Source organism: Plectonema radiosum NIES-515, from assembly GCF_025753815.1.
Lineage (GTDB): Bacteria > Cyanobacteriota > Cyanobacteriia > Cyanobacteriales > Nostocaceae > Hassallia > Hassallia radiosum_A.
Map to the genome: position 1 here is coordinate 1 of NZ_JAOWRF010000153.1, position 14202 is coordinate 14202.

The window sequence follows — 14202 nt, forward strand, 5'->3', positions numbered from 1 at the left end:
CCAATTCCGTCATCTGCCTCCCCGCACCGCCCGGGGTGATCGCACCCCAGAGTGGGGGGAGGGGGGGAGGGGAGGGGGGGAGGAGTGGGGGATGGGGGGAGTGGGGAGAAATTCTTCCAAGGAGTCCCCCTGTCCCCCTGCCCCCCTGTCCCCTCCTCTGCAACAACTGCGCCACCACACTTGGGTTATCAATGGGTGGAGATGTATCGGGTAAAATGCTAATTCTTGTAAAACCACCAGCTGCTGCTGCTTGCAACAAAGAGGAAATAGTTTCCCGTTCTTCAAACCCAGGTTCGCCAGAGTGGCTATATAAATCTACCAACCCAGATCCTAAAATTAACCCCCGACAATCTCTGATTTGAGTATCGGCACTAACATCAGAAATAGTTTCTGCGACGCAACTGATATAACCATCAACAATCAACACATCAGCTATTTGGTCAGTTTCAGAAACTGGGTCGATAATTCGTACTTGTTGCAGCAGTTCAGTCATAAAAATTTTGAGTTACGAGTTAGGAGGAGCGTCCAAGCGGTAGAGACGTTCCGGACCGAACGTCTGTACGAGGAGTAGGAGGCGCGGAGTTAAGAAAAGCGAAGTTTTATTTACTTTTTGCTTCTTCGTCCTAACTTTATTCCTCACTCATAACTCCTCACTCCTCACTTTTCTAAAGTGCGCCGGCTGCGGTTTTATCGAGTACGCCTCCACCTAAGTGAGCGGTGATATTCATTGCTTGCAGTACTGGTAAACCGTTCAGTCCGGAAGGGTAATCGATAACGCTGATTGCCCCATTTCCTTGACGGAAATTCCAGAAATTTTCTGATGGTAAACCGAGAATATGACAAAGCAAGGTTTTATTTGTAGCGTCGTGAGCAACTACTAAGCCTAGGTGAAGCTGATTTAGTATTGCTGTTTCAACTATAGATTGCCAAGCGGCAATACTGCGATCGCACACTTGTTGCAGATTTTCCCCTTCAGGCATTTGTACCAATGCTGGAACTGTTCGCCAACGTTCCAATTCTCCGGGATATTCTTGCTCTATTTCTTTTTCAAATTTTCCTTCCCAGAGTCCGTGACTAATTTCTCTTAAACCATCAAATAAATCCAATTTTACACTTTTGTGATGCTCTAAAATAATTTCCGCTGTTTCTTTTGGACGCAGCATTGAACTACTAACAGCAAAATCAATTGCTAGTTGTTGGAGAAATTCGCTGGCTTTTTGTGCCTGAAGCTTACCATTATCGTTTAGGGGGATATCAATTTGCCCTTGAAATCTACCTTGACGATTCCATTCAGTTTCACCGTGACGCACCAGCAACAATCTGACTCCTTGATGATTCGGTCGCAAGGAAGGCAAATTTTCGTCTAAGTGTTGCGTCTGATTCATCGATTCTAGTTGGACTGGTTCTCCTAATCCCCCAGAGAAATTTAGTACGCTGATGCCACAGTTAGATTGCTGTATGCAATGGTAGCGAGATGGAGATATCGACAATGCGGTGCCCAGAAGCGCCCGATTGATGCCGTTATGCCCGACAATCAAAATGGTTTGCCCCCGATTATGAGACAAAATTTCTTGCCAAAACTCCCGCGCTTGTTCGTATAAAGCCAAAACCGGAAAATGTTCTTTCGTTCCCTCAGTTTCTGGAACTAGCATCCGCAGTTCGTGAGGACGTTCTTTCCAAATGCGGTAGTCTTCGGGAAATTTTTGCTTCACATCAGCACTGAGCATTGTTTCCCATAAAGGAAGGTCAATTTCCAGCAATTTCTGAGAAGTTTGCCCAACAAGAGATTCTATAGAATGAATTGTCAATTCACTTTGGATGATATCTGCTGTTTCTTTCGCTCGTCGTAAAGGACTGCTATAAATAGCATTAAATTGAATATTACTGAGGGCTTTGCCTGATAAACTGGCATCCTTACGACCTTTTTCGGTGATGGTGGACGCATCTGTGCGACCTTGGATGCGCTTTTCTGTATTATATGTGCTTTGACCGTGGCGCACGATGATGACACGAGTCATCTTTTTTGCCCTCCTCTATCTAGATGAATAATTTTACTGCAAAGTGTTTACTTTATTGACGTTTTTGCCAATTTATCTTTGCTTGGCGATGATTTTTAGAGTATCACCAAAAAATAAAGTCCCCTCTGTCTTTGAGTTGGTTATATACAACCCAAGGCAGAGGGGCTATTTGATTCTACCAGCCTATAATCCCTTCTTTAATCGCAACGATTGAGAAAAACCCTTGATTTACAGAGGGTGCGTCAATCAAGCAACCATTTAAAATAGTTGAAAAGCCTAACTTCTAAGCTTTTTGAATGCGTGCCCACTCTTGTGTGCTGAAAGTTAATCCTATTGACTAAAAAGCTGCACTTGCACCCCATCATTAACGCTGTTATCAGACTGATCCGGTTGCAAGATAATGGGAGTGTCTGTCAGTGTTAGAGGTTCATCAAGCCTTCTTAATTCGAGTTGATCGCCGATTTGCAAAATACCCATAGGGACAATTTTTTGCGTATTATTACCAGGAGCATTGGCAGAATTGCTTGGTGCAAAAAATTTGGCGTAGTCGTCCTGTGCTGTTCTATTATTAATTCCGCTGAGAGAATCACCACTGAACATGTATTGTAGTACGTTTGAGTTTTGCGTTGATGGTGATTGTGCGTTTACTGAATTTCCCAAGCTTGTCACACTTGCGATGATTGCCAAGGCTGCAATAACTTTACTGTTCATTAGTTTTATCCAAATTATTTTTTATTACTTGTCTTTATTCTACAAACAAGTTATTTTCTTTGCTTTAATTCTCAGCTGTGTGATAGCTAATTATTGTATTTTAATATACTGGATTTGTCAATAAGTTTTCTTCTGGTGTTAAGATAATATATTATTATTTTTAGATATAATTTGCACGAGTTCTAATTAAGACAACAATTAATCAAAAATACTTATAACAAGCAGCAGACCAGCACCCTGATATATTTCAATACCGTTGGTGTTAAGCCCCAAATTATCGTAGAGACTAGCAAGTGCTACGTCTGTCTACATACCATTTTTTACCACCAATTCCTTAACACCAACTGTATTTTGACATATTTACAGGTGAAGTAACTAGCCATCATGAACTGCGTACAGCAATAACTCATAAAAAACTTTTTTACCTTTTCCCTTTGCCCCTCTTTCAAGTCAGGTGAATCAGGCAAAGAAAACCACGTACATTTATTGCTGGATGCACATCCAGACAACAATAGACATCTCCATAAAAGACGTAGAGACGTAAGCTAGCTACGTCTAATCAACGGTTTCGGGCAACGCATAATTAATTTATACCAGACGTCTAATAAACAAACGTCGTGAAAAACAATGTAGAGACGCGAAATTTCGCGTCTAATCAAGGGTTTTGGGCAACGCATAGTTCATTTCTGGAGATGTCTAATACGTCGCAGTTGATTAGCTCCCTGAAATTTGCGTCAAGTCGAATTATTAGAAAAGAGTTTGCAGAGTACCTGAAACAGTTTTATTGGAAAAAAGAAGACCCTAGTTTTTGGACAGATGCTTACTGAAGGGAGGGGTTCATGGGTTCATGAAAAAAGGGTCGGGGATAAGAGGGGGAAAGGGGAAAGGAAAAAGGGGAAAGGGGGAAAAGAAAAGAAAAATATTATGAGTAACTTAAATTGGTCTTTGTTTCCATACATGAGTCCATGAACCATGAGTCCCTTTACCATGAACCCATGAACCCCTCTTACGCGATCGCTTTTTTATATGATTCTTTTCCCCAATAAGGGTTTAAAGTCCCCTATGCGTAAGTGGTTTTATTTGGGGGGAGGTCACAATTCCCGAATCCAAATTCTTTCCCCTTTACCATGAACCCCTAATGAGTGAACTATGGGAAAAAACATTTTCAGGACGCGTGCAATTTTGACTTGCTTACATCCCCAGCTTGTAGAAGCATGGAGAATTACGCCAAATTAATGAAGATTTTAACTGATTATTTGACTTTTGCTGATGATTTGTAGTATTTATCAATACTAATCCTAGTCTCGCCACTGCCCAGTTTTAGTGTCTCAAATAATACGACGTACTCTTTCTGACTGGCTCCCTTGCAGTCTTCACCTGTGCTTGCTGATTGTAACAAATCCCGCATTCGGGCAAATAGTCCCAGATAACACCCTGAGGGTCAATTCAGTTGTCACACCCCAAGGAAATATCAAACTCATTGATGGGGGAACTGTGGCTGGAAGTAACTTATTCCACAGTTTTCAAGAATTTTCCGTCTTGAGTGGTGAGACAGCATCTTTTAATAATTCCCTAAATATTCAAAATATTCTCACAAGGGTTACAGGCAATTCGGCTTCTAATATTAATGGTTTGCTGAAAGCGACAGGTAATGCTAGCTTATTTCTAATTAATCCCAACGGAATTATTTTTGGACGCAATGCAACGTTGGATATTGGGGGTTCATTTGTAGCTAGTACAGCAAGTAGCATTAAATTTCCTGATGGCAATGAGTTTAGTGCGATTAATCCTCAAAGTACATCTTTATTGAGTATCACAGTTCCTCTGGGTTTGCAATTTCCCGGAATGTCTGCAAACATTATCAATCGCGGTGCTAATCTTCAAGTATTGCCGGAAAAAACTATCGCTTTAGTGGGTGGGAATGTCACCCTAGAAGGTAGTCAGTTAACAGCACCACAAGGACGAATTGAACTCGGTAGTGTTGGAGGTAACAGTTTGGTAAGCTTGAATCCCACAGCTAACGGCTGGACTTTAGGATATAACGGGATAAATAATTTTGGGAATATTCAACTACTTTCCCAGTCTATAGTTAGTGCCAGTGGGATGAATAGTGGTAATATCCAAGTGCAAGGTGGGGACGTAACGCTGACTGATGGATCGAGAATTGTCGCCGATAATTCTGTTCGTCAAAACGGTGGGGAAATTTTTGTTCGAGCGACAAATTTGACTGTGACAAATGGCTCTAGAATTACTGTACAAGCTTTGAACGAAGGGAACGCTGGTAGAATTAATGTGCAAGCTGATGCAGTTGAAATCAGTGGTGCATCACCAGACAGTCAAGTATTCAGCACAATTGCAGCTACCTCAAAAGGAACTGGTGATTCTGGAAGCATAAATATTACAACCAATCGGTTGACTGCCAGAGATGGTGGTGATGTGTCGGTGACAACTTTTAACTCCGGGAGGGGAGGAAACCTGAGTGTCAATGCCTCTGAGTTTGTAGAATTAATCGGCGATCGCATCAGTTCAAATGGTCTAAACTTCAGTCGTAGTGGTTTGTTTGCCGCTACTGAAGGAACTGGAAAGGGGGGAAATATAAGAATTAATACCCCTAACTTGCGGGTACTGAATGGGGCAAGGGTGTCCGTGTCTACAAGCGGTAGAGGGGAGAACGGTAAACTAGGTGGTACTGGTGGTAATCTGCTTGTCAATGCGAAAGTGATAGAACTAAGCGGTAGTGGTTCAAATGGTAGATTTGCCAGTGGTTTATTTGCTTTGTCTGGAGAGGAAAGACCAAATATCCCAGAAAATGCAGCTACAGGTAATGCCGGAGATATCAGAGTTGAAACTGGGCAGTTAACTATTCTTGAGGGGGCACAACTATCAGCAGGCACTGCGGGTAGGGGTCAGGGTGGAAATATTACTGTCAAAGCTGATGTTATAGATATAACTGGAGCATCAATTATTAATCGAGGATTCAGTACTTTAGCTGCTACCTCCCGTGGTACGGGGGACTCTGGTAATATCACCATTGATACTCGGCAGTTGAGAGTTAGCGATGGTGCAGACGTTTCGGTTACAGCTTTTGGAACGGGGAGTTCGGGAGAGCTTAAGGTTCGTGCTTCCGATTCAGTAGAACTGATTGGGGCAAGTGCTATTCCCAACAGTCCAATCTTCAGTCGCAGCGGGTTGTTTGCTGCTACTGAAGGAACCAAAGACGGAGGTTCTATAACGGTTAATACACCCCGGTTACTGATTAAAGATGGTGCAAGAATTTCAGTATCTACTCGTGGTAGGGGTGAAAACGGCATCCCTGGTGGTAGGGGTGGTAATTTGATTGTCAATGCCTCAGATCGTATAGATTTGAGCGGGATAGGGCAGGTGCAACTGGTGCGTGACGGAAAAATTGAGACACGTAGATTTGCCAGCGGTTTGTTTGCTTTGTCTGGAGAACCAAGACCAAATATCAGAGAAAATGAAGCGACGGGAATCGGTGGTAACTTAGAAATTAACACTGGTTTGTTGAGTATTCGAGATGGGGCTGAAGTGTCGGTGAGTGCTAGAGGTTCAGGATCAGCTGGCAACCTGCAAGCACGAGCTAACGAAATCAAGCTGAATAATGGCTCGATTATCGGGTTAACGGTATTGGGAAACGGTGCTAACATTAATCTACAAGTTCAAGATTCTTTACAACTGCGAGGCAATTCTCAAATATCTACTACTGGTAAAAGTGGCAATGGTGGTAATATCACAATTACCGCAGGTACCCTCGCCATCTTAGAAAATAGCAGCATTAGGGCAGATGCTGGCAGACTAGGGGGAAATGTGCAAATTACCACCCAAGGACTGTTTGCCCTTGGGGGTGCGATTACTGCCAGTTCTGCCTTGGGAACTCAATTCAGCGGGGTTGTGGCTATTAATACTCCAGATGTGACACCGAGTCAAGGATTAGTTGAAGTTCCAGTTCTCGCTCCAGAAAACCAGGTAGCGCAAACTTGTGCAGCAGAGGGAAGAAAAGACCGCAGCCAATTTCTTATTACCGGACGTGGTGGACTGCCCCCTAACCCTACGGAACCACTTAGCAGTGAAGCGGTCAGAGTCAGTGGGACAACAGGGCGAGATCCATTACCATTAAATAATTATCCGCGACCAGCTACAGGATGGCAAGTTAACAGTAAAGGTGAAGTAGTTCTGACAGCTAATGCTGCTAATTTAACTCCAACTTCTAGGCTACCCACAGCTAACTGCCATGTCCGTTAAAAATTCTTACAGGATGAGGTTTTTTTGGGAGTTGTTAGTGCTGAATCTGGGATTATTGGCTGGGAGTGGGATATATTTGTCAGCGCGATCGCAGAATATTCCCCCAGTTCAAAGTCCCAATTTTGTTACTCCCAATCGGGAGCAACCCCAGACACCTCAACCGCTACTTCCTCAAGAAGAACTTCTGCAAATTTTGCCCTCAGCACCCAACTTACCCGAACAAAATTTCGATCTTGGTGGAATCATTAATGTTAAACGTTTCGATTTTGTCGGTTACACAAAAGAAGTATTTAGTCAAGAGAGGTTGCGCCAAGAACTGCAAGAATTTACCAACACAGATATTAGTTTTCCCCAATTGCTCGAAGCTGCTTCTAAAATAACCGCTCTCTACATCAAAAAGGGATATGTTACTTCTGGTGCATATATCCCAGAACAAACCCTAACAGGTGGTGTTGTCAAAATTCAGATTGTTGAAGGTAGTTTGCAAGAGATTAGAATTGACACAGAGCAGACAAGTTCCAGACGGTTGAATGATAATTATGTGCGATCGCGTTTAAATTTAGCCACTGCAAAACCTCTCAATGTCAGACATTTACAAGAAGCTTTGCAACTATTACAACTAGATCCCCTGATTGAAAAGATATCAGCAGAACTATCTACTGGCACAACTCCTGGGACGAATTTACTCAAAGTCAAAATCGACGAAGCAGATTCTTTTAGCACCCAAATCACTGCTGATAATAGCAGAAACCCCAGTATTGGCAGTTTTCGACGGGGATTACAGATAAAACAGGCTAATTTAACTGGATTAGGAGATAGCCTGAATATAGCCTATAACAATACCGATGGCAGCAACGCCATAGATGCAAGTTACACCATACCGATTAATCCTCACAATGGTACTATTAGTTTTAGCTATAACAACACCTTAAGCAATATCATTGAACCGCCATTTGACGACTTAGATATTGAGTCAAATTATCGCAACTATGAACTCACTGTGCGTCAGCCAATTGTGCAAAATGCTAACAATAAATTCACCCAAGAATTGGCACTTGGCTTGACATTAACTCGGCGAGAAAGCGATACTTCTATTTTAGGGGTAAACTTTCCCATTTCCGTAGGAGCAGACGCACAAGGAAACACCCGGATTTCCGCATTGCGTTTCTTTCAAGAGTACAAGCAAAGTAGTTTTCAACAAGTTTTAATTGCCCGCTCTCAGTTTAGTTTGGGTGTGGGTGCATTTGACGCCACAATTAATGATAAGGCTCCTGATGGTCGTTTTTTTGCATGGCGAGGACAATTACTGTGGTTGCACTTACTTGGTTTGGAAACTGACAATCCACGGGTTGCACCTAAACTTTTACTGCGTTCTGATGTGCAACTAGCTAGCAGAGCGATCGTACCTTTAGAACAGTTTACATTAGGCGGTATTTTCAGCGTGCGAGGTTATCGTCAAGATGCTGTTTTTAGTGATAATGGTGTTTTTGTTTCCGCAGATTTGCAATTACCTATTTACAATACAGATCGGGGAAAAAATGTTTTACAATTAATTCCATTTGTTGATATTGGTACTGCTTGGAGTAGTTCCGGCAGAAATACTCCAAATCGTAACACTTTAGCTGGTGTTGGTTTGGGTTTGCAGTGGGAAATGGGTGAACGTTTCAAAGCTCGTTTAGATTATGGCATTCCTTTAACTGATATTAATTCTAGGGATAGAACATGGCAAGAAAAAGGTCTATATTTTTACATGGAGTACAATCCATTTTAAGAAATAGGTTTAGATTTAAGCATCGTCAAAAGTTTGCAACGTTATTTTTAGCATTATTCACATTAACTTTTAGCTTAATTGTTCCGGCAATTTTAGCAGATAAAGTTGTCGGATTTGAAAGTCAATTACAATCAAGTTTGATCGCATCCAATGCCTTAGAGTTGGAAAAGCAAGGAAAAGAATATTACGATGCCGGACGTTTTGCAGAAGCTGCCAAAACTTGGCAACAAGCAGCAGATGCTTATGGTAAAAATGAGGATGAGAAAAACAAAAATATAATTAATCAAGCCAAAGCTTTACAATCTTTAGGGCTTTATTCGGAAGCATGTAATCAAGTTATACAAACTTTTGGTAACTTGAATTTAACTTGCAAGGAATTAATTAGTAAGGATAACAATCAAAATCTTATTAAAAATATCAACTCAAAACCAAATGTCCTTAATAAGATAATTGGTTTGCGTATAGTCGGTGAGATATTACAAAGATTTGGTAAACTAGATTTATCCCAGCAAATTTTAGAAATAAGTTTGCAAGCATCTGAACAATATCCTCAACAAAAGAGTGAATCTCTACTCGCATTAGGCAATCTAGAACGTGCTAAAGGTAATAAAAACAGAGATGAGTTAGATTACGAGAAAATTCTAAATACTCTTGAGAAAAAATGTGAACCAGAATCTCATAAATGTGAGGAAGAAAAAGAAGAAGTTATAGGGGTATATAAACGAGCATTCCAATATTATCAGGAAGCAGCAAAACCCCAGGATTCATTAATAACAGAGATTAAGGCTGAACTAAATCAACTCAGCCTAAGAATTGAAATGCAAGCATGGTGGGATGAACAGATTGAAAAGCACCAAGATTTGCTTAACAGACAAAAAGATTTTCTATATTTACAGGCTGATACTTCTGAAGAATCAAAACAACAATTGGATGAACTACAAGAAAAATTGAATACTATAGTAAAAGTAGAAGATTTATTGCCCAAAATCGAGTCTCATTTGGGTAACTTACCGCAGAGTCGTGAAACAATCTACGCGCAGATTAATTTTACTCATAATCTGATGAATCTTAAAAGTAACAAAGACTACTTTTCTCCACAAAAAATTGCAAAATTTATATTCAACGCTATCCAAGAAGCTCGCAGCTTGAAAGACAAGCAAGCAGAAGCAGCAGCTTTAAGTAATCTTGCTAGGCTATACGAACTACAAGTATCAGATACAGAAAAAATAACAAAACAAGAGCAACTCTACCTTGCTCAGGCAAAAAGCTTCACTCAAGAAGCTATAAAATTATATGGTGATATTAATGTTGATAACCGTCAAGTTTTATATCGTCAGAGAAGCCAATTAGGACGCATTTTTAAAGCTCAAGGAGATATAAAAGCAGCACTTGCATCTTACGCTGAAGCATGGAATATACTCCAATCGCTCCGTGGAGATTTAGTTACTAATGCTGATAACCAGTTTGCTTTTCGTCAAGATGTGGAACCTGTATATCGAGAATTTATTGATTTACTATTACAAGCTGAAATCGGGAAAATTAATGTAGAAAAATTGGTATTGCTGAATAACATTCCAGAAGCAGACAAACCTGGGGAGGGTGAAACACCAAAAAATCCCTTAGATATAGCTCGTCTTGTCATGGAATCTTTGCAATTGGCAGAGCTAGATAACTTCTTTCAAGAACCTTGTTCACCAGCAATAGCTAAACCAGTCCAAATTGACAATATTGATAAGAGTAAAAGTACAGCAGTTATCTATCCAATTATTTTGGAACATCGTTTAGAAGTCATTGTCTCTCAATCTGGACAATCCCATGTTTATCGACAGACAATACCTAAGAAAGAAGTTAAGAACACTTTGGAGGATTTGGCTAATATATACAACAAAACAGTAGAACCAGACTCTGCAAATACAGCAAGAACTACAAAAAAAGAATCAGATATAACTTCCAAAAAAAAATTCAAACTATCCCAAAAAATATATAATTGGTTAATACCTTTGGAGTTAGAGAAACAGTTAACCCAAGAAAATATAAAAACTTTAGTTTTTGTACTCGATCGTCCTTTTCAAAAAATTCCCATAGCTGCTCTTTACGATGGCAAACATTATCTTGTCGAAAAGTATAATATAGTTCTAAATTTAGGTCAGCAACTGATACAGCCAAAACCACTTAAACCAGAAAATATCAAAATTTTAGCAGCGGGAGTTACTAAAGGAGGATCTGCAAGGGGACAGGATTTTCAAGCACTCGAAAATATAGGTAAAGAATTGAATATTATTAAAAATCTTAGTAAGAATTTACGAATACCTTACGATGAACTTCGCAATGAAAAATTTAACACAAAGAATTTACAAGAAAAAATTAAATCTTCTCCTAATGTAGTACACTTAGCAACTCATGGTGTTTTTAGTTCTAACCGCGAGCAAACATTTATTCTGACTGGGGATAATAATAGCATTGGTATAGATGAGTTCCGGAATTTGCTCAACCCTAAAGATAGAATTAGGAACAGAAACATTGAATTACTTGTTTTAAGTGCCTGTCAGACAGCTTCAGGAGACGAGAGAGCTGCTTTAGGTATCGCTGGGGTAGTGTTGCACTCTGGAGCGAGTAGTACAATTGCGACTTTATGGAATGTATCAGATGCTGCTACAGCAAAGCTGATGGAAGAATTCTACAAAAATTTAACTAACCGTGACAAAAAAATGACTAGAGCGGAAGCACTTCGCTCTGCCCAGATATCTTTTTTAAGAGATGAGAAGTATGAGGAGTACAATGATCCTTTATACTGGGCACCTTTTATTCTAGCGGGTAATTGGATTTAGTTGGTGCAAACCGCACCTTATCTTCAATATCAAATCGTCTTTAATAAGTAATCGTTAAAATTTGTATTCTGCCAAACCCAAATACTGAATGCCTTCTGGAGTGACTTGAAAACGACAGGGTAAAACTTCCAAACCGAGAGCGATCGCTTGCCGCAACAACTTACCATATACAGGGTCAGTAATATCACCAGGGGCAAAATGCGTACAATCACCCCGATTAATAAAGTAAAGCATCACCGCACGGCTTTGGGGCAACAGTGCCATCAGTTCCCGTAGGTGCTTTTGTCCCCTTGTCGTCTCCGTATCGGGAAATAATCCCAATCTTCCTTCAGCCAAAGTTGTATTTTTGACTTCTAAAAAAATCGAGCGATCGTCATCGTTTCCTGTCAAGAAAAAATCAACTCGACTTTTTTTATCTTCTCCATAAACCACCTCAGAGCGAATTTGGCTATACCCACCCAATTCAGGAAAAAGGTATGTAGCTAAAGCCAGCTTCACTACCCGATTTGGCAAAACAGTATTAACACCTACCCAAGTTGGCTCATTATCATGTACCTGAATCAATTCCAAAGTATAAGGCAATTTACGCTTGAGATTATCACTTAAAGATAACTGCACCGCACTCCCAGGAGTGGAAACCCCAGTCATGGGTCCAGTATTCGGACAGTGCGCTGTTACTATTTCCCCAGAAGCAAGTTGAACATCTGCAAAAAAGCGCTTGTAACGCTTCAGCAAGATACCAGGATATAAAAGCGGGTAGCGGTAAAGCCAATCATTCATCATTTTGGGAATTGGGAATTGGGCATTGGGCATTGGGCATTGGGCATTGGGAATTGGGAATTCCCTCATTACCCATTCCCCAAATCCATTGATTTTGGAGTAATTTTGCGTAAGGTAGCTCAAAATTGATCATAAGCCATAACCAATGCGTGAAAATCAACTTAAACAAAAACTCAAGCGGGGTGAGGTTGTCCTCGGTCCATTTATGAACTGCGCTTATCCAGCGTTTATCGAAATCTGCGGACATGCAGGATTTGATTTTGCGGTGATTGACATGGAGCATGGACCCTTGCATACACTAGCTGCGGAAGACCTCTGCCGTGCCGCAGATTGCGTCGGAATTGCCCCAATGATCCGCATCAGGAAGAACGATGCACCGCAAATTCAAAGAGCGCTTGACATTGGTAGTGCTGGGGTGCAAGTGCCGCAAATTGAAACGAAATCTGATGCTTCAGAATGCGTTAAGGCAGCTAAATACAGCCCTCTCGGTTCGCGGGGACTTTCATTCGCTACGCGAGCGGGTATGTACACAGCAGCGGGAACCCAAATCACAGACGAGTTAAACGAAGAGTCTTTAGTCGTGGTTCATGTCGAAGGTCAGCGCGGCGTGGAGAACATTGCAGAGATTGTTAGTGTACCCCACATTGACGTTATCTTTCTCGGTCCCTACGACTTATCGCAGTCGCTGGGTATTCCCGGTCAGGTAAGAGATCCGCGTGTTATTGAGTTGATGCAGCAATGCGTCACGATTATTCGCGACTCCGGCAAAGCAGTCGGCACCTTTGCTGACAACCCCCAAGTTGCCAAGCAGTGGATTGATGCAGGAATTCAATACATCGGGCTGGGGGTGGATGTGAGCATCTTCTTAAGAGCCTGTGAGAATTTAGTCAACGCAGTGAGGACATGACGACGGAAATTGTAGAGACGTAGCACTGCTACGTCTCTACAACAGTTAGTTGAATCACCTTATATATCATAAAATGTAAATTTCTGTAGTCTATCTAACGACATTTACTAAAAAAATAATTTATACTTAGTGTTATAAATCTCCCAGTAGAAAAATTGGGAAAGTCTCTGCAATCAGGAAAAGATTATGCAAAAAGTATCGGAATTGATGCAATTAGAATATGCCTTTATGTTTACATTGCGAAAGGTAAATTCTCTAAATCCAAAAGGTTTCAAGCCGTTTTTTAACGATTTGCCTTTAGACCCTTATATTAAAGGTAACTATCGCTTTAGAAGGTTATCTCGTTTTCTAATTTCTGAGGATAAATTAAGCAAATTACCTCATGGCTACCTTTTTCAAAGCAAAGAATACAATCCATTAGTGGGTGATGTTAAAAGAGAGTTTGCAGAATTAGATGATGCACTGATAGAACTTGATATTTTTAAATATATGGTTTTGGCATTTACTGATTCTTGTAAACTTCACCCAGAAGCCGAAATAGGAGTTCATCAAATTAGAACGACTTGTTCACCAAATAATTTAGGAAATCCCGCACCTGAAGGTATTCATCAGGATGGTACTGATTTTATTGGGATATTTTCTGTTGATAGAGAAAATATTCAAGGTGGAGAAACGCATCTTTACACTGCTAAAAAAGAAAAGCCCGTTTTTAATAAAGTTCTCAATTCTGGAGAATTACTCTTGGTTAATGACCATGAATTTTATCATTTTACTACTCCGATTAAACCTCAGACTGAGGCTCAGGGAACAAGAGATGTTTTTGTTTTAACTTCCCCAAGTTTGCTTAGGTGATTAATTGAGTACGAACTAAATAATGCCGATGCGTCAGCAGGAAATGCGAAAATAAAGTAGAGACGTTCCGGTGGA

9 protein-coding genes and 1 pseudogene are annotated in these 14202 nt (G+C 40.7%); 6 read left to right on the forward strand and 4 right to left on the reverse strand.

The window, feature by feature from the left end; genetic code table 11:
- From OGM63_RS10170 to OGM63_RS10180, 3 genes and pseudogenes are all read right to left on the reverse strand, one after another.
- Positions 1–493, reverse strand: a pseudogene (locus OGM63_RS10170) (dihydroorotase); the annotation flags it as partial.
- A 172-nt stretch (positions 494–665) separates the two neighbouring features.
- Positions 666–2018 carry a histidine phosphatase family protein gene (locus OGM63_RS10175; protein ID WP_263745401.1) on the reverse strand — a complete coding sequence of 451 codons (1353 nt, stop codon included), beginning with the start codon at positions 2016–2018 and terminating at the stop codon, positions 666–668.
- Between the two features lie 330 nt (positions 2019–2348).
- Positions 2349–2729 (reverse strand): hypothetical protein, encoded by a 381-nt coding sequence (locus OGM63_RS10180; protein WP_263745402.1) that lies wholly within the window; start codon positions 2727–2729, stop codon positions 2349–2351.
- A gap of 692 nt (positions 2730–3421) precedes the next feature.
- Here OGM63_RS10180 and OGM63_RS29800 point away from each other — a divergent pair.
- The 4 genes from OGM63_RS29800 (at position 3422) to OGM63_RS10195 (ending at position 11588) form a co-directional block, all read left to right on the forward strand.
- Complete coding sequence (locus tag OGM63_RS29800) at positions 3422–3556, forward strand: transposase (protein WP_375340475.1); 135 nt, start codon at positions 3422–3424, stop codon at positions 3554–3556.
- Positions 3557–4112: 556 nt separating this feature from the next.
- Complete coding sequence (locus OGM63_RS10185; protein ID WP_263745403.1) at positions 4113–6989, forward strand: two-partner secretion domain-containing protein; 2877 nt, start codon at positions 4113–4115, stop codon at positions 6987–6989.
- A gap of 13 nt (positions 6990–7002) precedes the next feature.
- Complete coding sequence (locus OGM63_RS10190; RefSeq protein WP_263745404.1) at positions 7003–8760, forward strand: ShlB/FhaC/HecB family hemolysin secretion/activation protein; 1758 nt, start codon at positions 7003–7005, stop codon at positions 8758–8760.
- Entirely contained in the window at positions 8712–11588 is a 2877-nt protein-coding gene (locus tag OGM63_RS10195; RefSeq protein WP_263745405.1) for a CHAT domain-containing protein, read from the forward strand. Before OGM63_RS10190 ends, OGM63_RS10195 begins: the two co-directional genes overlap by 49 nt.
- Before the next feature lie 54 nt (positions 11589–11642).
- Here the strand turns inward: OGM63_RS10195 and sfsA are convergent, their stop codons facing one another.
- Complete coding sequence (gene sfsA, locus OGM63_RS10200) at positions 11643–12371, reverse strand: DNA/RNA nuclease SfsA (protein ID WP_445974551.1); 729 nt, start codon at positions 12369–12371, stop codon at positions 11643–11645.
- 142 nt (positions 12372–12513) lie between these two features.
- Between sfsA and OGM63_RS10205 the strand changes: the two genes are divergently transcribed.
- Together OGM63_RS10205 and OGM63_RS10210 are read left to right on the forward strand one after the other, a co-directional pair.
- On the forward strand, positions 12514–13275 hold the full coding sequence (locus OGM63_RS10205; protein WP_263745406.1) for an HpcH/HpaI aldolase family protein: 762 nt from the start codon (positions 12514–12516) through the stop codon (positions 13273–13275).
- A 186-nt stretch (positions 13276–13461) separates the two neighbouring features.
- The gene (locus tag OGM63_RS10210; protein ID WP_263745407.1) at positions 13462–14127 is read left to right on the forward strand and encodes a 2OG-Fe dioxygenase family protein; all 666 of its coding nucleotides are present in this window, start codon (positions 13462–13464) and stop codon (positions 14125–14127) included.
- The last annotated feature ends 75 nt before the right edge of the window (positions 14128–14202 follow it).

What these genes read in the sequence shown, in the direction of transcription:
- OGM63_RS10175 (WP_263745401.1), bottom strand. Translation starts at nt 2,018, where the DNA reads ATGACTCGTGTCATCATCGTGCGCCACGGTCAAAGCACATATAATACA.
- OGM63_RS10180 (WP_263745402.1), bottom strand. Translation starts at nt 2,729, where the DNA reads ATGAACAGTAAAGTTATTGCAGCCTTGGCAATCATCGCAAGTGTGACA.
- OGM63_RS29800 (WP_375340475.1), top strand. Translation starts at nt 3,422, where the DNA reads ATGTCTAATACGTCGCAGTTGATTAGCTCCCTGAAATTTGCGTCAAGT.
- OGM63_RS10190 (WP_263745404.1), top strand. Translation starts at nt 7,003, where the DNA reads ATGAGGTTTTTTTGGGAGTTGTTAGTGCTGAATCTGGGATTATTGGCT.
- OGM63_RS10195 (WP_263745405.1), top strand. Translation starts at nt 8,712, where the DNA reads ATGGCAAGAAAAAGGTCTATATTTTTACATGGAGTACAATCCATTTTA.
- sfsA (WP_445974551.1), bottom strand. Translation starts at nt 12,371, where the DNA reads ATGATGAATGATTGGCTTTACCGCTACCCGCTTTTATATCCTGGTATC.
- OGM63_RS10205 (WP_263745406.1), top strand. Translation starts at nt 12,514, where the DNA reads ATGCGTGAAAATCAACTTAAACAAAAACTCAAGCGGGGTGAGGTTGTC.
- OGM63_RS10210 (WP_263745407.1), top strand. Translation starts at nt 13,462, where the DNA reads ATGCAAAAAGTATCGGAATTGATGCAATTAGAATATGCCTTTATGTTT.